We start from the raw sequence: 20,635 nt of genomic DNA on the forward strand, positions 1-20,635 counted from the left end.
CCCCCGGCCGGACACCATTGACGGGCCTCGGACACATCGGGCCCGTCAAGGCAGTGTCCTAACCACACATCACTCGGTTAGATGAGTGTGGACACCAGAACGCCTCGGTTCGACGAACAACCCGCCCTGAGCATGGCCAAGGTGGACTGCGACCCTGCGCAGGTCATCGTCAACCACGCCAGCTTCCGGGTGCAGCTCGCCCCCGGCCAGCGCCCGCGGCTGCGCGGTCTGGCCCCCGCCGGCGCGCCCAGGATCCCCGCCATGAGCGGTGCAGGAGCGGCCCGCGGCAGGCGCTCGCCCGTCGTGTGGAGCGGCAGGTCCGCCCCCGGCGACCCCGGCGCCACCGGGCTCCTCCAGGCCGTGCGGAACTCCACCGCGGGCCGCCGGGCCGCCGGGTACGACTCCTACGGCCCCTACGCGGCCCCGGAGCTCGACGGCGGACACGGCACGGGCAGCACCCAGCTCATCGACCTCCTCGAAGAGACCCAGCCCACCCCCGTCGTCGGCGCCCCCCACCAGCCGGGCCACTACGGCAACGGACCGCTGCTGCCGCCCATGCGCCGGGGGGACGGCGCCTACGACCCCGCGGACAGCGGACCGTACCCCCGGGAGGAGTACGACGAGGACGGGTTCGACGAGGAGGCCGAGGACCGCGGCCGCCAGAACAGCGACTCCCTGCGCCACGCGTACTACCCCGGCCGCCGGATGAACCTCGGCGTGGTGCTGCTGCCCCTGCGCGTCTTCCTCGGCTTCATCTCCATCTACGCCGGCATGGGCAAGCTCTGCGACCCCGTCTTCTTCGACGGCGGTGAGCGGGGCTCCATGGTCAAGTGGCTGACCTCGCTGCACCCCTGGACGCTGGCCGAGCCGCTGCGCGACTTCGCGCTCTCCCACCCTGTCGGCGCCGGACTCAGCGTCGCCTTCCTCCAGGTCGTCGTCGGCGTCCTCACCGTCCTCGGCCTCTGGCAGCGGGTCGCCGCCTCGGTCGGCGCGCTGCTCTCCGCCGCGCTGCTGGTCACCGTGAGCTGGCGCAGCGTCGCCGCCTACGACACGCCCGACATCATCTACCTCGCGGCCTGGAGCCCGCTGATCATCGCGGGCGCTCCGGTCTACTCCCTCGACGCACGGCTCGCCGGTGAGGCCTGGCGCAGGCTCGGCCCGCGCTCGGCGATCTGGGACCTGCGCCGCCGGGTGCTGCGCCGGGGCGCCGTCGTCGCCGCCGTCGTCGTCGGTCTGACCCTGCTCGTGGGCTCCGTGCTCGGTGGCGCGGTCCGCTCCTCCGGGGTCGTCACCGTACCCGGCCCGAACAGCGACCCGACCAACCAGCTCCCCGGCTCCCCGCTCCCGCAGGAGTCGCGCGGCGGCCGGGCCTCGCAGACGCCGGAGGGCCACCGCCCCTCGCCGTCCCGGAGCACCGTCGCCACGACGCCCTCCACCGCGCCGTCCACGCCGGCCGCGGGCACCGTCCGCGAGTCCGGCCAGGTGGCCGGTGCCGGACAGCCCAGCCAGACCCAGGGCACCGGCCAGCAGGTCCCGCAACAGACGGCACCGCAGCCGCCGCCGTCCAGCAGCTCGGGCCCGTCGTCCTCCGGCTCCACTGGTACGGCCGGTGGCGCCGCCGGCGGCCCGGACGGCGGCGATTCCACCGGCGGTACCTCCGGCGGCGGGCAGAACCCCATCGGCGGCCTGCTCGGCTGAGCCGCCGGGCGGCCTTCGGCCGACGACGGAGGGGCGGTCACCGGTACGGATCCGGTGGCCGCCCCTCCTCCATGCGCGGGGTCCCGCTACTGCCCGTCGAGCTCCTTGGCGGCCTCGGTGAGGTCCTTCGCGGTGTCGATGGCCCGCCAGTAGGCGCCGTGCGGGAGCGGGTATCCGGCCAGCCTGCGCTCGCGGGCCAGCCGGGGGAACGTGGTGCGCTCGTGGTCGCCGCGGTCCGGCAGCAGTGTCGTGAAGGCCGGGGAGAAGACGTACACGCCGGCGTTGATCAGATACGGCGACGGCGGTGACTCGATGAAGTCGGTGATGTGCCCGAACGCGTCCGTCTCCACGGCACCCCAGGGGATGCGGGGACGGGCCAGGGCCAGGGTGGCGGTCGCATCGCGTTCGGCGTGGAACGCGGCCATCTCGCGCAGGGAGAAGCGCGTCCAGATGTCGCCGTTGGTGGCGTACCAGGGCTGCTCGGGGTCGGGCAGCCGGGCGGCGGCGTACTTCAGCCCGCCGCCCCGGCCCAGCGGCTCGGACTCCACGACGGTCGTCACGCGCAGCGGCAGCACCGCGGAGGCCAGCCACTCCTGCAGCACCTCGGCCAGATGACCGCACGACACCACGGCGTCGGTCACGCCCTCGGCGGCCAGCCAGGAAAGCTGATGGCCGATGATCGGAGTCCCGGTGCCCGGGATCTCGACCATCGGCTTGGGGCGGTCGTCGGTGTACGGGCGCAGCCGCGATCCCTGGCCACCCGCCAGAACCACGGCCTGCGTCGGATACGTATGCATGCCAGGCACGATATGCGGTGCCCGGAGCGGCCGGTCAGCTGAACCGGGCGACGCCCGAGGCGAAGGACGTGTCGCAGACGGGGCGCGAGAACCGGTGGGCGTGCGTGGGGCCGTACTTCTCGACGGCCGCGCGGCCCAGCGCCCTGGCGATCGACATGCAGTGCCGGGCGAGCGAGGGGCGGCCCTCGACGGAGCGCTGGAGGTCGGTCAGCGCGACGCCCGGGTCCTTCTCCTGGAGCTCCAGGAGGAGCCGGTCGCGGAGGGCGTCCTGCGGGGTGCGGGTCTTGGCGCGCTTCGAGATGTCGTGGGCCGAGGCGGTCAGGACCTGCGGCTCGGAGTTGTGCGCTGCCCACGGCACGCTGGTGACGGCGAGGGTCCCGGAGAGGACCATCACGACGGGCAGGACGAAGGCGAGGGATCGGCCGATGCGGCGCGCAGTGTGGGTCACGCAGCGAGCGTAGCGGGCGGTAATGAGGCGGCGACACTTCGTCACCCTTGAGGGGGATGGTTCGAGGATGCTTTTCGAATCGGGCGTTGACGGACGGTGCCGAAATGACCGGTGTGCCGGGGAATCCGGCACCGTACGGCCCGAACCCGGGCCTTGCCGCCCGGCGCTGCGGTCCGGCCTCGCTGTCCGGTCCCGCCGCCCGGCCCTGCTGTCCTGCCCTGCTCCGGAGCGCGCGAACGGCCCCGCACGCGGGGCGTGCGGGGCCGTTGTGGTGCGGTGGTGTGCGGGCGTCAGTCGGTGAGACGGGCACCCGTCGAGGTCGAGAAGACGTGCAGCTCGTCCGGGCGCGGCACGACGTGCAGCTTGGTGCCCTTCTCCGGGACGGCGCGGCCGCCGACGCGGACGACCAGGTCCTTGTCCTCGCCGCCGACCCGCGCGGAGCCGTAGACGAAGCCGTCGGCGCCGAGCTCCTCGACGACGTTGACCGAGACGGCCAGGCCGGCCGGGGCGTCGGCGCTGTCCTTCGAGAGGGACTTCGCGGCGGCGCCGCCGTGCTCGACGATGTCGAAGTGCTCCGGGCGGATGCCGACCGTGACGGTGGTGTCGCCCTTGTCCGCGGCGGCGGAGAGCGCCTCGCGGGAGACCGGGACGACGCTGTTGCCGAACTTCACGCCGCCGTCGGTGATCGGGACCTCGATGAGGTTCATGGCCGGGGAGCCGATGAAGCCGGCCACGAAGAGGTTCGCCGGCTTGTCGTACATGTTGCGCGGCGAGTCGACCTGCTGGAGCAGACCGTCCTTGAGGACCGCGACCCGGTCGCCCATGGTCAGGGCCTCGACCTGGTCGTGCGTGACGTACACGGTCGTGATGCCCAGGCGGCGCTGGAGCGAGGCGATCTGCGTACGGGTGGAGACACGGAGCTTGGCGTCGAGGTTCGACAGCGGCTCGTCCATGAGGAAGACCTGCGGCTCACGCACGATGGCACGGCCCATCGCGACACGCTGACGCTGACCACCGGAGAGCGCCTTCGGCTTGCGGTCCAGGTACTCGGTGAGGTCCAGCATCTTGGCGGCCTCTTCGACCTTCGCCCGGATCTCGGTCTTGTTGACCCCGGCGATCTTGAGCGCGAAGCCCATGTTGTCCGCGACGGTCATGTGCGGGTACAGCGCGTAGTTCTGGAACACCATGGCGATGTCCCGGTCCTTCGGGGGCAGGTGCGTGACATCGCGGTCACCGATGCGGATCGCGCCGCCGTTGACGTCCTCAAGACCCGCGAGCATGCGCAGGGAGGTCGACTTGCCACAACCGGAAGGACCGACGAGGACGAGGAACTCACCGTCCGCGATGTCGATCTCGAGCTGGTCCACGGCCGGCTTCGTGGAGCCGGGGTAGACGCGGGACGCCTTGTCGAACGTGACACTGGCCATGCTGGATCTTCTCCTCCACCGGCAGGAACGTGCCGGACGATCCGAGTGCGGGAGTGGTCTGGTCCACTTGAGTGAACCTTCAGCGACGCTACCTGGCCATGTGGAATCTGTCAGTAGTTCGAAGGGCGCGAAATTCTGGGACCTCGCAGGGTGCGGTGTTGGTTACACTGCTTCGGCATGCCTCCTTAGCTCAGTTGGCCAGAGCAACGCACTTGTAATGCGTAGGTCGTCGGTTCGAATCCGACAGGGGGCTCCGGGTGAACCCCGGTCCGGATGTCGTCCGGGCCGGGGTTCTTTCGTTCAGCGGGTGGGGTGGCGGGTCGGTTCGTGGCCGAGTGGGGTCAGGGCGTGCGGCGTCATGCAGCCTCGGCGGGTGCTGGTGACGAGGCCCGCCTTGCGCAGGACCGAGGCGTGCTTGCTCGCGGTGCCGATGGACACGTGGGTGCGGAGGGCCGGCTCGCCCGTCGAGCAGGGTGGGGTCAGCGCGTGGAGGATCAGGGCGCGGGTCCGGCCCAGCAGGTCGGTCAGGCCCTCGGGGGCCGTGACCGGCAGGGGGTGGCGGGCCACCGGGTAGACCAGCACCGGGGGAGGCCCGGGTTGATGAGGGTCACCGGGGACTTGGTGCAGAAGAAGGACGGGACCAGGGTGATGCCCCGGCCGTGCAGATGCAGGTCGCGGTCGCGCGGGTAGTCGGCGGTCAGTGTCGGGGACGTCCAGCGGATCGACGGCGGCAGGGTGTGCAGGAGCTGTTCGACGCCGCCCTCCAGGACGTCCCGGCTGTGCTGGGCGCGTTCGAGGTGGAACGTCTCGGCGATCAGGGGGAGCTGGGGTGCGAGCAGCTCGTGGAAGCAGGTGGTGAGGGCGTCCCGTAGCTCCTGCCGGGCGGAGTGGTCGCCCTCGGCGAGCCGGCGGGCCCATGGTGGTGGGGTGCGGCGCCGGAAATGGGGGGCGAGTTCGGTGCGGAGCCGGGCGGCCAGGGCGGCGTGGATGAGGTCGAGCGAGGTGCTGAAGCTGTCCGCGCCCGACGGGGTGAGGAAGTCGGGGAAGTCGCCCCGGCGGGGGACGAGGGTGGTCACATGGCGGACGAGGGCCCTGTGAAGTCCCTTCCGGCGCACCGGTTCCTGACGTGGCGGAGCCAGGGGCCGTACTGCGCCGGTGGCCGTGGGGACTGCAGGATGTGAAGGCTGTTGACCAATTCCCACCTGTCGTCCGGGCGGGCGGCGACCGTGGTGCGGGCCACATCGTCGGCGGTGAAGTGGATGCGCAGTCTCATCGTTCCCCCGATTGATGAACTGGACGTTTTCCCTGTGCTGCGAACTGTTGGTCCCTCGGCCGTCCTCGCTTCCATGATGTGGGCAGCTCATAAATGAGCGGTGAACGAAGAAGGGCCGCGGCCCGGACCAAGGCCGCGGTGTCGGAACAAGGGGGAAACGCATATGCGCAGGATTCGGAGCACCATCGTCACGACGGCCGCGGCGGCCGCTCTGGTCGCGGGCGGCTCGGCGCTGTCGCTCGGCGGGAGCGCCGCCGCGGCGGGGGCGGCGGCCACGATCCACGGCTGTCCGTCCGGGGCGGTCTGCCTCTACCCGAACGGCAGCTGGGCCAACGACAAGCCCACGTACATCTTCTACTCCCACGGTGCCCACAAGATCTACAACCAGCTCGGCACCAAGCGGATCTACAACCACCAGACCGGCGGCGCCACCGCCCGTAACTGCTACGACGCCGCCGGTACGAACTGCGGCGGGTACCAGCAGGCCAACACGTACGCCGACTACAACTACACCCCGTACAACTCCATCCGGCTCGTCAAATGAGGGATTCTCGCCACGTCGGTGATTCGGTGAGTTGCTGAGCCGATGAGTGGGTGATTCGGTGAGGTGAGTCGAAAGGGCTTGCGGGGAATTGAATCGGGGTTCGAAAGGACCGCATTCCCCGCAAGCTCTTTCCGGCTGTCAGCGGAACCGGCCGAAGCGTTCCGTGACGACCGGCAGCCGGTCCGCGGCCAGGGCGTGGGCGGCGGCCCGGGGGGTGGTGTCCTCGGCCTCGGCGCGGGCCAGGACCAGGTCGACCAGGGCGCGCATCGACCGGCGGGTGTGCGCGAACGCCTCGTCGGCGTCGGCGCCGATGTCGCCGAACAGGGTCCACCACCACCAGGCGTTCGTACCGGAGTTGACGACGACGTCCGGCAGTACGGTGATGCCGCGGGCGGTCAGCAGCGTCTCCGCCTCGGGCACCACCGGCATGTTGGCGGCCTCGACGATCCAACGGGCGGTGATGCCCGCCTGGTTGGCGGCGTCCACGGCGTACGAGACGGCGGCGGGCACCAGTACCTCGGCGTCGGCGGTCAGCCAGGCGTCGGCCGGGAGTTCGCGGTCCTCGGCGCGGAGTGCGGCGCGGTCGACGGTGCCGTGGCCGTCGCGGGCGGCGAGCAGCGCCTCGACGTCCAGGCCGTCCGGGTTGGCGATGGTGCCCTTGATGTCGGCGACCGCGACGACGCGCAGCCCGGCGCGGGCCAGGAAGCGGGCGGTGGCGCCGCCCATGGTGCCGAGGCCCTGCACCGCGACGCGGGTGCCCCGGTGGGCGACGCCGGCCCGGTCCAGTGCGGTGAGCACCGATTCGGCGACTCCGCAGCCGCCCACCAGCTCGTCCAGGCCGATGCCGTCCACCTCGATGGCGAACGCGTCGGCGAGGCGCCGCCGGGCGGCCTCCTCGTCGTCCAGGAGTGGGTAGACCGCCTGGATGGAGGAGACCAGGCCCGCTTCGGCGGCGGCCCGGTCGACCAGGTCCTGGGTGAGGCCGAGGTCTTCGCCGGTGGTCCAGAACTGTTCGATGTAGGGGCGTACGGCGCGCAGATAGCGGACGAGGACGCCGTAGGCGGCGGGGTCGCGGGGGTCGCAGTCGATGCCGCCCTTGGCGCCGCCCAGCGGGATGTAGCGGCCCTGCGGGTCGTAGTGCAGCACCTCCTTCATCGTCATGCCGCGGGCCAGTCCGGCGACTTCCTCCAGGGTGCAGCCGGCGCGCATCCGCAGGCCGCCGCTGGAGACGCCGCGCACCAGGCGGTCGATGACCAGGTGCCCCTGGTGTCCGGTCTCCTGGTCGGTCCAGGTGAGGGAGATCAGGGGAGTGGTGGGGTCAGTGATGGTGGCGGGGGAGGGGGAGGTGGTCATCGGGGAGCTCCTGGGGGACGGTGATGAGGGTGGGGCCCGGGGTGTCCAGGGCCCGGCGCAGTGCTTCGGCGAGCGCCTCGGGCGAGTCGGCGCGTACGCCGTGGCCGCCGTAGGCGCGGGCCAGGGCGGGCAGGTCGACCGGGGGCAGGTCGACCGCGGTGGGGCGGTCGCCGCGGGACACCATCTCGTCGCGGATCTCGCCGTAGCCGCCGTTGTCGAAGACCACGACGGGCAGCGGGAGCCGCAGCTGTACGGCGGTGGCCAGCTCCTGTACGGAGAACTGGAGGCCGCCGTCGCCGCTCAGTGCGACGACCGGCCGGGCCGGGTCCGCGGTCTTGGCGCCGATGGCGGCGGGCAGCGCGTAGCCGAGCGTGCCGAAGCCCGTCGGGTGCAGATAGCGGCCCTCCGGGCCGACGGGAAGGTGCGGGATCGCGCCGTAGTAGCAGCACTGGGCGCTGTCGGAGGTGAGCACCGTGTCCGCGGGGAGCACCGACCTGATCGCCGCCAGGTACGGCAGCAGCCGCGCGTCCTCGCTCCGGGTCCCGGCGTCCCGTTCGGTGCGCAGCGCGGCGACGGTCCGGTGCGCGTCGGGGCGCGGACCGCCGGTTCCGGGGCGGGCGGCGAGGAGCGAGCGCAGGGTGTGACGGGCGTCGCCGACCAGGGGGATGTCGGCGGGCGGTCCCGCGTACATCTGGGCGGGGTCGATGTCGGCCCGGATCAGGGTGCCGCCGAACGCGGGCAGGGGCTCCCAGAGGTCGGACTCGGCGAGTTCGGTGCCGACGGCGAGCACCACGTCGCACCCGGCCAGCCAGTTCCGGACCGCCGGGCTGTGCAGCGAGACGCCGAGCGACAGCGGGTGGGTCTCCGCGACGATCCCCTTGCCGTTGGCCGAGGTCACCACCGGGGCGCCCAGCTCCTCGGCCAGCCGCAGGCATGCGGCGGCGGCCGTGCGCGCCCCGCCGCCGAGCACGATCGCGGGCCGGGCGGCCGAGCGCAGTGCCCCGGCGGCGGCCGAGAGCGCCTCCGGGTCCGCCATGGCGGGGGTGGTCGGCGGGGCATTGCGTACCGGCCCGGCCGGTTCCACGGCGGTGAGCAGGTCCAGGGGGATCTCGATGTGCACGGGGCGGGGGCGCCGCGTACGGAAGAGGGTGAAGGCGCGGGCGACCGCCACGCCGATCTCCTCGACCGAGGAGACCCGGTGGCTGAGGGCCGCGACGCCCCGCAGTGCCTCGGTCTGGCTGCGGGACTCGTGCAGCAGGCCGGTCGACTGCCGGGGGTGGCGCAGCGGCATGCCGGGCGAGACGACGAGCAGCGGGACGCTGTCGGAGTACGCCTGGCCGACGGCGGCCGCGATGTTCAGCAGGGCCGGGCCGGTGGTGGTGAGCGCGACGCCGGGCCGGCCGCTGACCCGGGCGTAGGCGTCGGCGGCGTAGCCCGCGCCCTGTTCGTGGCGGGGGTTGAGGTGGTCGATGCGGTGGTCGGCCAGGTGCCGGTAGATCTCCAGGTTGTGGGTGCCGGGGATGCCGAAGGCCTGGGTCACGCCGTGTGCGGCGAGCGCCCGCACCAGGGCCTCCCCGCCGGTGAGCCCGTCCCGTGGGGGCCGGTCGGGGGTGGGCGGGGGCGGTTCCGGCATGGCGTCTCCAGGCACTGCACAGGCTCCTTACTGAATGAACAGTCAGTATTGAGAGTGTGGATCGGCCCTGTCAATGTGCGAGGATACTGAACCTTTGTTCAGTTGTAGGGGTGGGGAAGGGGAGGGGAGTGTGGGGCGGCCGCCGGGTGCGTGGACGAGGGCGGTGACCCCGCAGGGGCACCGCCCTCGTCCTGCGTGCGGGCGGTTGCTCAGTGCCGCCCGGCCAGCCGGTCCGCGGCCGTCGCCACCGGGTCCGTACCGGCCCGCGGCGAGGTCAGTTCGCGGCGGTCGGCGGCGCGGTAGGCCGCGTACATGCCGTGGACGCCGAGCCAGCGGAAGGGTTCCGGCTCCCAGCGGCGGACCTTGTGGCCGACCCAGGGGAGGGCGGTCAGCTCGGTGGGACCCGACTGGCCGGAGTCCTGCTGGATCAGGTCGCGCAGGGTGCGGGCGGCGAGATTGGTGGTGGCGACGCCCGAGCCGACGTAACCGCCCGCCCAGCCGAGCCCGGTGGAACGGTCCAGGGTGACCGTGGCGCACCAGTCGCGGGGGACGCCGAGGACACCGGACCAGGCGTGGTCGATGCGGGCGCCCGCGGTGGCCGGGAAGAAGCGGACGAGGATGTCGCGCAGGGCCTCGATGGTGGCGGGCTGGGTGCGTCCGTCGTTGTCGGTGCCGGAGCCGAAGCGGTACGGAACACCCCGTCCGCCGAGCGCGATGCGGTCGTCGGCGGTGCGCTGGGCGTACATGTAGGCGTGGGCCATGTCGCCGAGGGTCTCGCGGCCGTCCCAGCCGATGGTGTCCCAGACCGACTCGGGGAGCGGCTCGGTGGCGATCATCGAGGAGTTCATGGGGAGCCAGGTGCGCCGCTGGCCCTTGAGGTTCGCGGTGAAGCCCTCGGTGCAGCGCAGGATGTACGGGGCGCGGACGGTCCCGTACGGGGTGTGCGCGTGCTTGGGCTTGATCTCGGTCACGGGGGTCGACTCGTGGATGGTGACGCCGAGCGCCTCGACGGTGGCGGCGAGCCCCTGGACGAGTTTGACCGGGTGCAGCCGGGCGCCGTGCGGGGTCCAGGTCGAGCCGACGGCTCCGGTGACGTTGACGCGTTCGCAGGTCTCCCGGGCGCCGCGCAGCACGCGGTCGGTCTCGCCGAAGGCGATCTCCACGGAGTGGAAGTCCTTGAGCCTGGCCAGCTGGGCGGGGGTGTAGGCGACTTCGAGGACGCCGCCCCGGTGGATGTCGGCGTCGATGTTCTCCTCGGCGGCCACCCGTACGACCTCGTCGACCGTCTCGTTCATCGCCTGCTGGAGCCGGACGGCGGCTTCGTGGCCGTGGAGCTTCGCGTAGCGGTCGCGGCCCGCGATGCCGTTGTACAGCCAGCCGCCGTTGCGCCCGGAGGCGCCGTAGCCGCAGAACTTGGCTTCGAGGACGGTGATGTTGAGGAAGGGGACGGCCTTCTTGAGGTAGTAGGCGGTCCACAGCCCGGTGTATCCGCCGCCGACGATGCAGATGTCGGCGGTCGCGTCGCCGGGCAGGGGTTCCCGGGCGAGGGGAGTGCCTCGGTCCGCGTACCAGAACGATATGCCGCCGTTGACGGTGCTGACGGTGCTCATGTTGCCCCTGCTTTGTCCGGTGTGAAGCCCTGGGTGAGGTCTGGGTGGAGCGCTGTGCGGGTCCCGTGCGGGGCGGGGCCCTGTTCTCTCTGGGGCGGGACGTTACTGCGCGACAGGCGTTCTCGTCCTGTGCCGGGACCGGGAACCGGGCCGGGGCCGGGAACGGGAACGGGGCCGGGCCAGCGGATAGCAGGCGAGGCCGATGAGCACGGCGGTGAAGTGGCCGACGTCGGTGAAGGTGCGGCCGGTGACGAGGGGGATGCCGTAGAAGACGAGGACGGCGAAGAGGTACACGTACTGCCAGGGTGCCGGGACGCGGTACGTGAGGACGGCGGCGACCCCCGCGAGCGCGTAACTGACACCGACATCCAGGGTGTTGGCGGCCGACGGCGCCATGTGCCCGTGCCGGATCGCCCAGGCCAGGACGCCCTCGCCGGCGAGCGTGGCGAGGACGTGCGCCAGGACGACGACGGCGAACCAGCGCAGGGTGCCGAGCCAGCGCTCGGCGGGGGCGTGGAAGACGGTGTACAGGACGGCGTACGGGAACCAGAGGCCGCCGTCGATCCAGAAGGCGCTGGCGATCAGGACGCGTACGGGGTCCTGGGAGAGTTCATGGATATTGGTCGAGCGCTGGCGCAGGAAGTCCTCTTCGAAGTCCGGTGACATCTGGTGGACGATGACCGTGGTGACGAAGAGCGCGGCCAGCCAGATGTAGGTGCCGGGTGCGCTGCGGATCCAGTAGCCGGCGCTGCGGAGCCACGAGCCGGCGGTGGTGCGGTGCCGGGTGGGCGGTGCGGGGCTGCTCGGAGTCATAACCGATTGACGCACGGCCCTACGATCGTCGGCGTGATCGACATTCCGGAGGGGCTCATCGCCACCCAGTCCAAGTACAACGGCGCCGCCGGGCGGGCATTCCTGGCGGCGTTGCCGGGGCGGGCCGCCGAGTTCCTGGAGCGGTGGGGGCTGCGGCGGGATGGCGGGGCGTTCCACGGGGTGTGTGCGCTGGTGCTCCCGGTGGTGCGGGTGGCGGACGACCGTCGGGCGGCGCTGAAGCTCCAACTGGTGGACGAGGAGACGGCGGGCGAGCCGGTCGCGCTGCGGGTGTGGGGTGAGGCGGGCGCGGGGGCGGTGGGTCTGCTGGACCACGATGCCGCGACGGGGACGCTGCTGCTGGAGCGGCTGGACGGGCACCGCTCGCTGGAGGCGGTGGCGGACGTGCGCGAGGCGACGGGGATCCTGGCCGGGCTGCTGGCCCGGCTGACGTCCGTACCCGCCCCGCCGGACAGCGGGCTGCGGGGGCTGGGCGACCTGGCGGAACGGATGCTGGCGGCGGCGCCGGGGGCGGTGGCGGAGCTGGCCGACGCGGCGGAGGCGCGGCTGCTCGCCGACTGCGCGGCGGCGGTGCGGGAGGTCGCGGGGGAGCCGGGGGACCGGTTGCTGCACTGGGACCTGCACTACGGCAACGTGCTGGCCGACGGGGCGGGCCGGTGGGTGGCCATCGACCCGAAGCCGCTGGCCGGCGATCCGGGCTTCGAGCTGCTGCCGGCCCTGGTCAACCGGTTCGACCCGGCGGCGGTCCGGTGGCGGTTCGACCTGCTGACGGGTGCGCCGGGCCTGGACCGGGAGCGGGCGCTGGCCTGGACGCTGGGGCGGGTGCTGCAGAACGCGCTGTGGGACGTGGCGGACGGCCGGCGGCGGCTGGACCCGAACCAGGCGGAGATCGCACGGCAGTTGCTGGGGCGGGGCTGACGGGGCGCGATTCCGTCGAGGCCGGGGCGAGGTTCCGCTTCGGGACCGGGTGCGATGCGCTCCGTGACGGGCGTGGGTGCGATGCCTTCCGCGACCCGCGGGGGCGGGGCGGTCGGCCCGGGGAAACCGCCTTGCGGCCCGTGCGGGCGGCAGGGATGCTGGCCCGCCGGAGGCGATGACGATGACCGGTGTGGTGCTGAAGCTGTCGGTACGCGATCTGGTGGCCGCGGACCTCGCGTCGTGCGGGTGGGCCGGGTCCGGACACCATCTGGCCGGTGTCGCACGGCAGTTGGAGCGTGTCCGGCTCGGCGAGGTGGACTACCTCGCGGTCTGCTCCGTGGCGGACATTCCCGTGGCGAAGGGCGGCGTCGACTACCGGGTCGAGGAGGGCGCCGGAACCCTGTGGCAGCTGGCGGTCCATCCCGCCCTGCAGTCGTGCGGGATCGGCACCCTCCTCGTCGGGGCCGCGGAGCTCCGGATCAGGAAGCGCGGTCTGCGCCGGGCCGAACTCGGTGTGGAGGAGTCCAACCCCCGGGCGCGGGCGCTGTACGAACGACTGGGCTATGTCGCCTACGACCGCCGGCCCGACGCGTGGGACGAGCAGGCCCCGGACGGATCGCTGCGCCGCCACGAAACGATGTGCACGCTGATGCGCAAGGAGCTCCCGGGCCCGGGACGCCCTTGAGGGGGCGTTGTCAGTGGCATGGGCCACGATGGGGGCATGGCGCGCAGCAACAGCAGGAAGACGGACACCATCGCGACGGCTCGGCGGCCGGAGGTGCGGCTCCCACCCCTCGTTCCGTACGACGGCGAGGGCCTGGAGCCGGACGGGGACTACGACGGAGTCCGGTTCGAGGGCACGGATCTGGCGGACGAGTCGGGTCCGGGTGCCCGGTTCATGGACTGCGCCCTGGACGGCTGCGCGCTCGACCGCGCGGAGCTGATCAGGGCCCGCTTCATCGACTCGGTGCTGACGGGCGTACGGGGCGTGGGCACCGATCTCGCGGGGGCCTCGCTGCGCGACGTGGAGGTGGTGGACGCCCGGCTGGGCGGGGTGCAGCTGCACGGCGCGGTGCTGGAGCGGGTGCTCGTGCGCGGCGGCAAGATCGACTACCTGAATCTGCGCAAGGCCCGGCTCAAGGACGTGGTGTTCGAGGGCTGTGTGCTGTCCGAGCCGGATTTCGGTGACGCGCAGCTGGTGCGGGTGGAGTTCCGTGACTGTGTGCTGAAGCGGGCCGACTTCAGCTCGGTGCGGATGGAGTCGGTGGATCTGCGCGCGGTCGCGGAGCTGGACATCGCGCGTGGGGTGGAGCGGCTGTCGGGTGCGGTGATCAGCCCGGCACAGCTGATGGAGCTGGCGCCGGCGTTCGCGGCGCAGATCGGGGTGCGCGTGGAGGCATAGGGCCTTTCGCGCGGACCGGGGCCCGGGGGCCCGGGGCCGGTCGGGGTCGGATACGGCGGAAGTCAGATACGGGGGAAGCGGGCCTGGAGGTCCCAGATCACGGGGTTGTCGGCGAGACCTTCGTGCATGTCGGCGAGGTCGGCGATCAGATCGTGCAGGAAGTCGCGGGCCTCGCGGCGCAGCAGCGAGTGGCTGAAGGTGAGCGGGGGCTCCTCGCCGGGCATCCAGTCCGCTTCCACGTCGACCCAGCCGAAGCGGCGCTCGAAGAGCATCCGGTCGGACGATTCGGTGAAGTCCAGCTCGGCGAACTGCCTGCGGTGCGAGCGGTTGCCGCGCGGGTCCTGGTCGATCTGCTCGACGATGTCGCACAGCGCCCACGCGAAGTCGAGCACCGGCACCCATCCCCAGGCTGTGGATACCTCGCGGTCCTCCTTGGTGTCCGCGAGGTAGACGTCCCCGGAGAACAGATCGTGCCGCAGGGCGTGGACGTCCGCGCGGCGGTAGTCGGTCTGCGGGGGATCGGGGAAACGTCGGGAGAGGGAGTAGCCGATGTCGAGCACGCTTCGATGGTGTCATGCCCGCAGGGGCCCCGGCGCCGGGGCGGCCGGAGGCCGGGCCCGGACCCTCCGCCCCTGCGGCAGTGGGCGCCTACGGCAGCAGTCGCTGTTCCTTGGCGACGGCGACGGCGCCCGCGCGGGTGTCGACGCCGAGCTTGTCGTAGATCCGCCCGAGGTGGGTCTTGACCGTGGCCTCGCTGATGAACAGGGCGCGGGCGATGTCGCGGTTGCCCAGGCCCTGGGAGAGCTGGGCCAGGATGTCGAGCTCGCGGTCGGTGAGGGTGGGCAGGGGCTTGCGCATCCGGGCCATGACGCGGCTGGCCACCGGCGGGGAGAGCGTCGTACGGCCCTGGGCGGCCGAGCGGATCGCGGCGAAGAGCTCCTCGGGGCGCTCGGCCTTCAGCAGATAGCCGGTGGCGCCCGCCTCGATGGCCCGGGTGATGTCGGCGTCCGTGTCGTACGTGGTGAGGACCAGCACATGGACGCCGGTGGCGGCGATCCGGCGGGTGGCCTCGACACCGTCGATGCCCTCGCCGAGCTGGAGGTCCATCAGGACGACGTCCGGGGTGAGCTTGGCGGCCAGGGCGACGGCCTCCTCGCCGCTGCCGGCCTCGCCGACCACCTCGATGTCCGGTTCGCTGCCGAGGAGGGCGAGCAGACCGGCGCGTACGACGACGTGGTCGTCGCAGAGCAGGATGCGTACGGGCGGCGTCGCGGTCATGCGGGCTCCTCCGGGGCGGGCGGCGGGGCGGCGGTGGGGGTGAGGGGAACGGCGGCGGACAGCACCGTACCCTCGCCCGGTGCCGACTCGATCGTCAGCGTGCCGCCGAGCTGGTGCAGCCGGGCGCGGATCGCGGGCAGCCCGTGACCGCGCACGCTGCCGGTGGTCCGGGCGGCCCCGGTGGGGGTGAAGCCCTGTCCGTTGTCGGCGACGTCCAGGACGACCCGGTCGTCGAGATGGGTCAGGGTCAGCGCCGCCTCCGTCGCGTGCGCGTGCTCCTTCACATTGGCCAGGGCGCCCTGGGCGATGCGCAGCAGTGCGGACTGCACCCGGTCGGGCAGCGCGGGGTGCCCTTCCCCCTCCACATGGCAGCGGACGGTGAGCCGCCCCTGTGCCTGTGCCGTCTCGCGGGCGGCCAGTGCGTGCAGGGCCGCCTCCAGGCCGCCGCCCTCGGCGAGGTCGGCCGGTGCCAGGTCGTGGACGAAGCGGCGGGCCTCGGCGAGGTTGCGCTCCGCGATGCCGGTGGCGGTACGGACGTGGCGGCGGGCGGTCGCCGGGTCGGCGTCCCAGGTGCGGTCGGCGGCCTGGAGCAGCATCTGCTGGCTGGACAGGCCCTGGGCGAGGGTGTCGTGGATCTCCATGGAGAGCCGCTGGCGTTCGGCGAGGGTGCCCTCGCGGCGCTCGGTGGCGGCCAGTTCGCGGCGGGTGCGCAGCAGGTCGTCGATGAGTTCGCGCTGCCGCTCGGACAGTTCGCGCTGGCGCCCGGCCTGACGCCGCATATGGACGAAGACCGCCGTCGCGACCGCTGCCACGGCGGGCGGGGCGAGTACCAGATTCGGGTCGAAGCCCTCGGCCAGCCGCAGTTGCGCGGCGACGACGAACAGCGTGAGCAGGGCGACGAGCGCGAGCGCGGCGCGCGGCGGGAGGATGCGCAGCCCGGTGAAGAAGAGCGGCACCGCGCACCACGCGAAGCTCGGCGCGAGGACGACCAGCACCATCCACACGGCGACCAGCACCCCCAGCCACACCAGCGAGCGCGGGGTCGGACGCGAGCCGAGCACCGGCCCGAGCACGTACAGCACGGCGAGGGCGACGGAGAGCGCGATGATCCACGGGGTGCGGGCCTCGCCGGGGTGGCGCAGCAGGAAGCGGGTGAGCGAGGCGCCGAGCAGCAGGAAGAACGCGGCGTGCATCAGCAGCGTGAGCCACCGGGCGTCCGGATCGCCGGGCGCTCCTTCCGTACCGGGGCCGGGCGTTCGTCCCTCGCCAGAGGGCGTCCCTCCCGTGCCGGGGCCGGGCGTCCCTTCCGTGCCAGAGGGCGTCCCTCCCGCGTCGGGGCCGGATGCCGGCGGGGTCCGGTGCTTCACCTCGTACCTCGCTCCTCACCATCAGCGGCGCCGCTGACCTGCACGGACGGATCCATGGTCACCCCGGATGACCACGCCCGCATCAACCGATCGGCTGATGGGGACGTCGACCGTCCCGCGTGCGGTGTCGAGCCGGTCCGTCGACCGTACGGGGCCGGACGCGGCCGGAGGATCGATGACAGAGCCGAACACGCTCGTCCACCCCGCTGAGGAGTTCACCCCCATGAAGAAGCTGTCGCTGCGCACCCGTGTCCTGACCGGTGCCGTCGTCGTCGCCCTCGGCGCCGGGACCTTCGGCGCGATGTCCGCCAGCGCCTCGACCCCGGCCGCCGCGCCCGCCGCCGCCGTCAAGGCCGACGCCGCGAACCGCAACCTCCAGCAGACCACCCACCTGACGCTGGCCGCCGCCACCAAGGCCGCCCAGGCCGCCCTCGACGCCGCGAAGAAGGAGAACCAGCGCGTCTCCGTCGCCGTCGTCGACCGCAACGGCAACACCGTCCTCACTCTGCGCGGCGACGGCGCGGGCCCGCAGGCCTACGAGTCCGCCGTGAAGAAGGCGTACACCGCGGTCTCCTGGAACGCCCCCACCTCCGAGCTGGCCCAGCGCCTGACGAACGCCCCCACCCTGAAGGACATCCCCGGCACCCTGTTCCTCGCGGGCGGCGCCCCGGTGCAGGTCAAGGGCGCCCCGATCGCGGGCATCGGCGTGGCCGGCGCCCCGAGCGGCGACCTCGACGAGAAGTTCGCCCAGGCCGGCGTCGCCTCCCTCACCAAGTAACGACCCCGCCCGGCACCGGCCGGGCCGAGCGACAGGAGTACGACATGAACGCCCTCGATCGACAACTGCTCGACGCCGCACGCACCGGCGACACCGACCGGGTGCGGACCGCGATCGAGGGCGGAGCCCGGCCGGACTGCCGTGACGAGGAGCTGCGCACCCCGCTGCTCCTCGCCGTCCACGGCGACCACGTCGAGGCCGCCCGGCTGCTGGTCGCGGCCGGCGCCGACCCCGACGCGCAGGACAGGCGCGAGGAGAGCCCCTGGCTGGCGACCGGGGTCACCGGCAGCGTCCCGATGCTGCACGTCCTGCTGCCGGCGGGCCCCGATCTGAAGCTCCGCAACCGTTTCGGCGGCATCGCGCTGATCCCGGCGAGCGAGCGCGGCCACGCCGCCTACGTACGGGAGCTGCTGAGGGTCACCGACATCGACGTCGACCACGTCAACCGGCTCGGCTGGACGGCCCTGCTGGAGGCCGTGATCCTCGGCGACGGCGGCCGGGCCCACCAGGAGGTCATCGAGCTCCTGCTCGCGGCCGGTGCACGGGCGGACCTGCCGGACGGCGAGGGGACGACGGCGCTGGAACACGCGGAGCGCCGCGGCTTCGCGCGGATCGCCGCGCTGCTGCGGGACGCCCGGTGAGCGCGCGCCGCGCGGTGTCGGCGCTCGCCGCGGCGCTGGTCCTCGCGGGCTGCGCGGCCGGTACGCCCGCCGGTCCGGCCGCGTCCCGTACGCACTCCGGCGCACCGGCGGCCCCGGCCCCGTCCCCCTCGGCGGGCAGGGCCGCCCCGCACGGCACCCTCCTCGTCGCGGACTTCGGCGGCGACACCGTGACGTTCGTCGACCCGGACCCCGGCCAGGACCGGCACACCCTCGGCTCCGTCGAGGTCGGCACCGCCCCCTACGGCCTCGTCGTCGACGGCGAGGGGCTGGCCTGGGTGGCGACCGCCGAGGGGGTCGCGGTCGTCGACACGGCGAAGCGCACCCGCCTGGCCCGGATTCCGTACAGGACGCGGACCGGGCCGGTCACGACCGGTGAGTACCGGGGCGGCGGCATGGGGATCGCCCTGGCCCCGGACGGCCGGCACGTCTACGTCGGCGTCCATGTGCCCGGCCGCGACGGCGTGCTGGAGATCGTCGACACCGCGACCCGCGAGGTGACCGGCACGGTGCCGGTCGGCCGCCGCCCCTTCGACGTGGACGTCTCGCCGGACGGCACCGAGGTGTACGTCACCGGCCACGACTCCTTCGACGTCACGGCGGTGGACCCGGCGACGCGCGGGACCCGGCGCTTCGAGGTCGCCCCGTACGGCACCGAGGGCGGCCTCGGCTCCTGGCTGAAGCCGCACCACGCCGTCGTACGCCCCGCCGACGGCAAGCTGTTGCTGCCGTTCGAGGGCGAACGGCTCGTCGTCCTCGATCCGCGCACCGGGCGGAGCACCGTCGAGCCGATGACCGCCGACACCCACCAGCACGGCGCGACGCTCGCCCCCGACGGCACCCTGCTCGTCGTCGGCACCGGCCCGATCCTCTCCGAGGACCGGGGCCCCTCCCTGACCATCCGCACCCCCGGGGGCGCCGAGCGCGTCGTACCGCTGGACGGGCCGCACGAGGACGTCGCGGTCTCCGACGACGGCCGTACCGCGTACGTCACGGAGGGCTTCACCCGCGACGGGTACGGCAACGGCATCACCGTCGTCGATCTCACGGGCGCGAAGCGGCCGTTCGAGGTGGTCGCGGGCGCCCGCCCGCTGGGGATCGCCGTCCTCTGAGCCGCAATCCCGCCAACCGGGCATTCCGCCCCTAGGATCGCCGGTGTGGATCAGCGAACACCTGTACCCAGTGTGGATCGGCGAACACCTGTGCCTGGCCCGGATCGGCGAACACCCTTACGCCGCACGGCCCGCGTCGCCGCTCTCCTCCTGCTGGTGCTGACGACGTCCACCGGCTGCACCGGCGGTGTCGAGGGCAGACCCGGCGCCTCCGGTCTGCGCGACCCGTACTTCCCGAAGCTCGGCAACGGCGGCTACGACGTCACGCACTACGACCTCGCGCTCGACGTCGACCCGGCCGCCCGCCGGCTGCGCGGCACCGCCACGATCACCGCGCGCGCCACCCAGGACCTGAGCGCCTTCGATCTCGACCTGGCCGGACTCGCCGTGGACTCCGTGACCGTGGGCGGCCGCCCCGCCGCGGTCAACCGGGCGGGGCACGAACTGACGCTCCGTCCCGACGCCGGGGTCCATCTGCGCAGGGGCGGGACCTTCCGCACGGTGGTCCGCTACTCGGGGTCCCCGCGGACCCTCACCGATCCCGACGGGTCGAAGGAGGGCTGGCTGACGACCGCGGACGGCGCGGTCGCGCTCGGCGAGCCGGCCGGCTCGATGGCATGGTTCCCCGGCAACAACCACCCGAGCGACAAGGCGTCGTACGACATCGCGGTCACCGTCCCCGAGGGGCTGACGGCGGTGTCCAACGGCGAGCTGACCTCCCGGCGCACCACGGGCGCCACCACCACGTACCACTGGCATGTCGCCGAACCGATGGCGAGCTATCTCGCGACCGTCGCCATCGGCCGCTTCGACACGAAGGCGTCGACGATGGCGGGCGGGATCAAGGTGTTCACCGCCGCGGACACGACGGTGGCGGCGGACAGCGCGCGGATCCTCGCCCGGGTCCCCGAGGTCGTGCGGTGGGAGGCGGACCGGTTCGGCCCGTACCCCTTCTCCGCCACGGGCGCGATCGTCGAGCGCTCCGGGGACGCCGGCTACGCGCTGGAGACCCAGAACCGGCCCTTCTTTTCCGGGCCGCCGGACGCCCGGCTGCTCGTCCACGAGATGGCCCATCAGTGGTTCGGGGACTCCGTCACGCCCGAGAGCTGGCGGGACATGTGGCTCAACGAGGGCTTCGCGACCTACGCGGACTGGCTGTGGGGGGAAGACAAGGAGGGCAAGCCGGTCCAGGGCCGGTTCGACGCCGCCTTCGCGAACGACGCCAACTGGGCCTTCCCGCCGGCCGATCCGCCGACGGCCGCGGACATCTCGCAGGCGCCGGTGTACGGGCGCGGGGCGATGGTCATCCACAGGATCCGCCAGGCTGTGGACGACGACCAGCGCTTCTACGCGCTCATCAGGGGCTGGACGAAGGCCCACCGGCACGGCAACGCGTCGACCGCCGACTTCACCGCCTATGTGGAGAAGGCGACCGGCAAGGACCTGACGGAGCTGTGGAAGACCTGGCTGTACGGCAGGAGCCGGCCCGCCTCGAAGGGCTGACCGG

The 20,635-nt window shown here is 73.0% G+C and carries 21 protein-coding genes and 1 tRNA gene; 10 read left to right on the top strand and 12 right to left on the bottom strand.

From position 1 onward, the window contains the following. Positions 1 to 81: 81 nt before the first annotated feature. Positions 82 to 1,698: a DoxX family membrane protein gene (locus GA0115234_RS08625; protein ID WP_237541154.1), complete on the top strand. Its 1,617-nt coding sequence runs from the start codon at positions 82 to 84 to the stop codon at positions 1,696 to 1,698. Positions 1,699 to 1,784: 86 nt separating this feature from the next. Here GA0115234_RS08625 and GA0115234_RS08630 read toward each other — a convergent pair whose 3' ends face one another. The 3 genes from GA0115234_RS08630 to GA0115234_RS08640 form a co-directional block, all read right to left on the bottom strand. After that, entirely contained in the window at positions 1,785 to 2,495 is a 711-nt protein-coding gene (locus tag GA0115234_RS08630; RefSeq protein WP_093540282.1) for a nucleotidyltransferase family protein, read from the bottom strand. 34 nt (positions 2,496 to 2,529) lie between these two features. Beyond that, the gene (locus tag GA0115234_RS08635; RefSeq protein ID WP_093540283.1) at positions 2,530 to 2,943 is read right to left on the bottom strand and encodes a hypothetical protein; all 414 of its coding nucleotides are present in this window, start codon (positions 2,941 to 2,943) and stop codon (positions 2,530 to 2,532) included. A 290-nt stretch (positions 2,944 to 3,233) separates the two neighbouring features. Continuing rightward, positions 3,234 to 4,370, bottom strand: coding sequence for an ABC transporter ATP-binding protein (locus GA0115234_RS08640; RefSeq protein ID WP_093540284.1), 1,137 nt, complete (start codon positions 4,368 to 4,370; stop codon positions 3,234 to 3,236). A 179-nt stretch (positions 4,371 to 4,549) separates the two neighbouring features. Between GA0115234_RS08640 and GA0115234_RS08645 the strand changes: the two genes are divergently transcribed. Beyond that, positions 4,550 to 4,623: transfer RNA gene (locus tag GA0115234_RS08645), tRNA-Thr, on the top strand. Between the two features lie 47 nt (positions 4,624 to 4,670). Here the strand turns inward: GA0115234_RS08645 and GA0115234_RS43295 are convergent. Continuing rightward, complete coding sequence (locus tag GA0115234_RS43295) at positions 4,671 to 4,937, bottom strand: ArsR/SmtB family transcription factor (RefSeq protein WP_237541155.1); 267 nt, start codon at positions 4,935 to 4,937, stop codon at positions 4,671 to 4,673. Beyond that, positions 4,895 to 5,446 carry a hypothetical protein gene (locus GA0115234_RS43300; protein ID WP_237541157.1) on the bottom strand — a complete coding sequence of 184 codons (552 nt, stop codon included), beginning with the start codon at positions 5,444 to 5,446 and terminating at the stop codon, positions 4,895 to 4,897. Before GA0115234_RS43300 ends, GA0115234_RS43295 begins: the two co-directional genes overlap by 43 nt. Positions 5,447 to 5,806: 360 nt before the next feature. On the opposite strand from GA0115234_RS43300, the gene GA0115234_RS08655 reads away from it, so the two are divergent. Then, positions 5,807 to 6,187: a hypothetical protein gene (locus tag GA0115234_RS08655; protein ID WP_093540285.1), complete on the top strand. Its 381-nt coding sequence runs from the start codon at positions 5,807 to 5,809 to the stop codon at positions 6,185 to 6,187. A gap of 138 nt (positions 6,188 to 6,325) precedes the next feature. On the opposite strand, the gene GA0115234_RS08660 is transcribed toward GA0115234_RS08655, so the two are convergent. The 4 genes from GA0115234_RS08660 to GA0115234_RS08675 form a co-directional block, all read right to left on the bottom strand. Then, positions 6,326 to 7,540 (bottom strand): Glu/Leu/Phe/Val dehydrogenase dimerization domain-containing protein, encoded by a 1,215-nt coding sequence (locus tag GA0115234_RS08660; RefSeq protein ID WP_093540286.1) that lies wholly within the window; start codon positions 7,538 to 7,540, stop codon positions 6,326 to 6,328. Then, the gene (locus tag GA0115234_RS08665) at positions 7,506 to 9,173 is read right to left on the bottom strand and encodes a 5-guanidino-2-oxopentanoate decarboxylase (protein ID WP_093540287.1); all 1,668 of its coding nucleotides are present in this window, start codon (positions 9,171 to 9,173) and stop codon (positions 7,506 to 7,508) included. Before GA0115234_RS08665 ends, GA0115234_RS08660 begins: the two co-directional genes overlap by 35 nt. Positions 9,174 to 9,382: 209 nt before the next feature. Then, positions 9,383 to 10,783: an NAD(P)/FAD-dependent oxidoreductase gene (locus GA0115234_RS08670; protein WP_093540288.1), complete on the bottom strand. Its 1,401-nt coding sequence runs from the start codon at positions 10,781 to 10,783 to the stop codon at positions 9,383 to 9,385. A gap of 102 nt (positions 10,784 to 10,885) precedes the next feature. Further along, positions 10,886 to 11,596, bottom strand: coding sequence for a rhomboid-like protein (locus GA0115234_RS08675; RefSeq protein WP_093540289.1), 711 nt, complete (start codon positions 11,594 to 11,596; stop codon positions 10,886 to 10,888). 24 nt (positions 11,597 to 11,620) lie between these two features. Here GA0115234_RS08675 and GA0115234_RS08680 point away from each other — a divergent pair, with 24 nt between their 5' ends. The 3 genes from GA0115234_RS08680 (at position 11,621) to GA0115234_RS08690 (ending at position 13,934) form a co-directional block, all read left to right on the top strand. Next, positions 11,621 to 12,532, top strand: coding sequence for an aminoglycoside phosphotransferase family protein (locus GA0115234_RS08680; protein WP_370804134.1), 912 nt, complete (start codon positions 11,621 to 11,623; stop codon positions 12,530 to 12,532). 181 nt (positions 12,533 to 12,713) lie between these two features. Then, positions 12,714 to 13,217, top strand: a complete 504-nt coding sequence (locus GA0115234_RS08685; protein WP_093540472.1) for a GNAT family N-acetyltransferase — start codon at positions 12,714 to 12,716, stop codon at positions 13,215 to 13,217. 36 nt (positions 13,218 to 13,253) lie between these two features. Beyond that, positions 13,254 to 13,934 carry a pentapeptide repeat-containing protein gene (locus GA0115234_RS08690; protein ID WP_176729114.1) on the top strand — a complete coding sequence of 227 codons (681 nt, stop codon included), beginning with the start codon at positions 13,254 to 13,256 and terminating at the stop codon, positions 13,932 to 13,934. Between the two features lie 62 nt (positions 13,935 to 13,996). Here GA0115234_RS08690 and GA0115234_RS08695 read toward each other — a convergent pair whose 3' ends face one another. The 3 genes from GA0115234_RS08695 to GA0115234_RS08705 all read right to left on the bottom strand — a co-directional run bounded on the left by GA0115234_RS08695 (position 13,997) and on the right by GA0115234_RS08705 (position 16,579). Continuing rightward, entirely contained in the window at positions 13,997 to 14,494 is a 498-nt protein-coding gene (locus tag GA0115234_RS08695) for a hypothetical protein (protein ID WP_093540291.1), read from the bottom strand. An 88-nt stretch (positions 14,495 to 14,582) separates the two neighbouring features. Beyond that, positions 14,583 to 15,212 carry a response regulator gene (locus GA0115234_RS08700; RefSeq protein ID WP_093540292.1) on the bottom strand — a complete coding sequence of 210 codons (630 nt, stop codon included), beginning with the start codon at positions 15,210 to 15,212 and terminating at the stop codon, positions 14,583 to 14,585. Further along, the gene (locus tag GA0115234_RS08705; protein ID WP_256088679.1) at positions 15,209 to 16,579 is read right to left on the bottom strand and encodes a sensor histidine kinase; all 1,371 of its coding nucleotides are present in this window, start codon (positions 16,577 to 16,579) and stop codon (positions 15,209 to 15,211) included. Before GA0115234_RS08705 ends, GA0115234_RS08700 begins: the two co-directional genes overlap by 4 nt. Before the next feature lie 223 nt (positions 16,580 to 16,802). Between GA0115234_RS08705 and GA0115234_RS08710 the strand changes: the two genes are divergently transcribed. The 4 genes from GA0115234_RS08710 to GA0115234_RS08725 all read left to right on the top strand — a co-directional run bounded on the left by GA0115234_RS08710 (position 16,803) and on the right by GA0115234_RS08725 (position 20,631). Continuing rightward, positions 16,803 to 17,357 (top strand): GlcG/HbpS family heme-binding protein, encoded by a 555-nt coding sequence (locus GA0115234_RS08710; protein WP_093540474.1) that lies wholly within the window; start codon positions 16,803 to 16,805, stop codon positions 17,355 to 17,357. Positions 17,358 to 17,401: 44 nt separating this feature from the next. Continuing rightward, on the top strand, positions 17,402 to 17,998 hold the full coding sequence (locus GA0115234_RS08715) for an ankyrin repeat domain-containing protein (RefSeq protein ID WP_093540294.1): 597 nt from the start codon (positions 17,402 to 17,404) through the stop codon (positions 17,996 to 17,998). Further along, the gene (locus GA0115234_RS08720) at positions 17,995 to 19,128 is read left to right on the top strand and encodes a YncE family protein (RefSeq protein ID WP_093540295.1); all 1,134 of its coding nucleotides are present in this window, start codon (positions 17,995 to 17,997) and stop codon (positions 19,126 to 19,128) included. The genes GA0115234_RS08715 and GA0115234_RS08720 overlap by 4 nt, the downstream gene beginning before the upstream one ends. Before the next feature lie 156 nt (positions 19,129 to 19,284). Further along, positions 19,285 to 20,631: a M1 family metallopeptidase gene (locus GA0115234_RS08725; protein ID WP_256088680.1), complete on the top strand. Its 1,347-nt coding sequence runs from the start codon at positions 19,285 to 19,287 to the stop codon at positions 20,629 to 20,631. Positions 20,632 to 20,635 lie beyond the last annotated feature (4 nt).

Origin of the sequence: Streptomyces sp. DvalAA-43, from assembly GCF_900091725.1 — a bacterium.
GTDB lineage: Bacteria > Actinomycetota > Actinomycetes > Streptomycetales > Streptomycetaceae > Streptomyces > Streptomyces pulveraceus.

Coding starts and splice junctions, on each gene's coding strand:
- GA0115234_RS08625 (WP_237541154.1), top strand. CDS start 82: ATGAGTGTGGACACCAGAACGCCTCGGTTCGACGAACAACCCGCCCTG.
- GA0115234_RS08630 (WP_093540282.1), bottom strand. CDS start 2,495: ATGCATACGTATCCGACGCAGGCCGTGGTTCTGGCGGGTGGCCAGGGA.
- GA0115234_RS08640 (WP_093540284.1), bottom strand. CDS start 4,370: ATGGCCAGTGTCACGTTCGACAAGGCGTCCCGCGTCTACCCCGGCTCC.
- GA0115234_RS08655 (WP_093540285.1), top strand. CDS start 5,807: ATGCGCAGGATTCGGAGCACCATCGTCACGACGGCCGCGGCGGCCGCT.
- GA0115234_RS08660 (WP_093540286.1), bottom strand. CDS start 7,540: ATGACCACCTCCCCCTCCCCCGCCACCATCACTGACCCCACCACTCCC.
- GA0115234_RS08665 (WP_093540287.1), bottom strand. CDS start 9,173: ATGCCGGAACCGCCCCCGCCCACCCCCGACCGGCCCCCACGGGACGGG.
- GA0115234_RS08670 (WP_093540288.1), bottom strand. CDS start 10,783: ATGAGCACCGTCAGCACCGTCAACGGCGGCATATCGTTCTGGTACGCG.
- GA0115234_RS08675 (WP_093540289.1), bottom strand. CDS start 11,596: ATGACTCCGAGCAGCCCCGCACCGCCCACCCGGCACCGCACCACCGCC.
- GA0115234_RS08685 (WP_093540472.1), top strand. CDS start 12,714: ATGACCGGTGTGGTGCTGAAGCTGTCGGTACGCGATCTGGTGGCCGCG.
- GA0115234_RS08690 (WP_176729114.1), top strand. CDS start 13,254: ATGGCGCGCAGCAACAGCAGGAAGACGGACACCATCGCGACGGCTCGG.
- GA0115234_RS08700 (WP_093540292.1), bottom strand. CDS start 15,212: ATGACCGCGACGCCGCCCGTACGCATCCTGCTCTGCGACGACCACGTC.
- GA0115234_RS08710 (WP_093540474.1), top strand. CDS start 16,803: ATGAAGAAGCTGTCGCTGCGCACCCGTGTCCTGACCGGTGCCGTCGTC.
- GA0115234_RS08715 (WP_093540294.1), top strand. CDS start 17,402: ATGAACGCCCTCGATCGACAACTGCTCGACGCCGCACGCACCGGCGAC.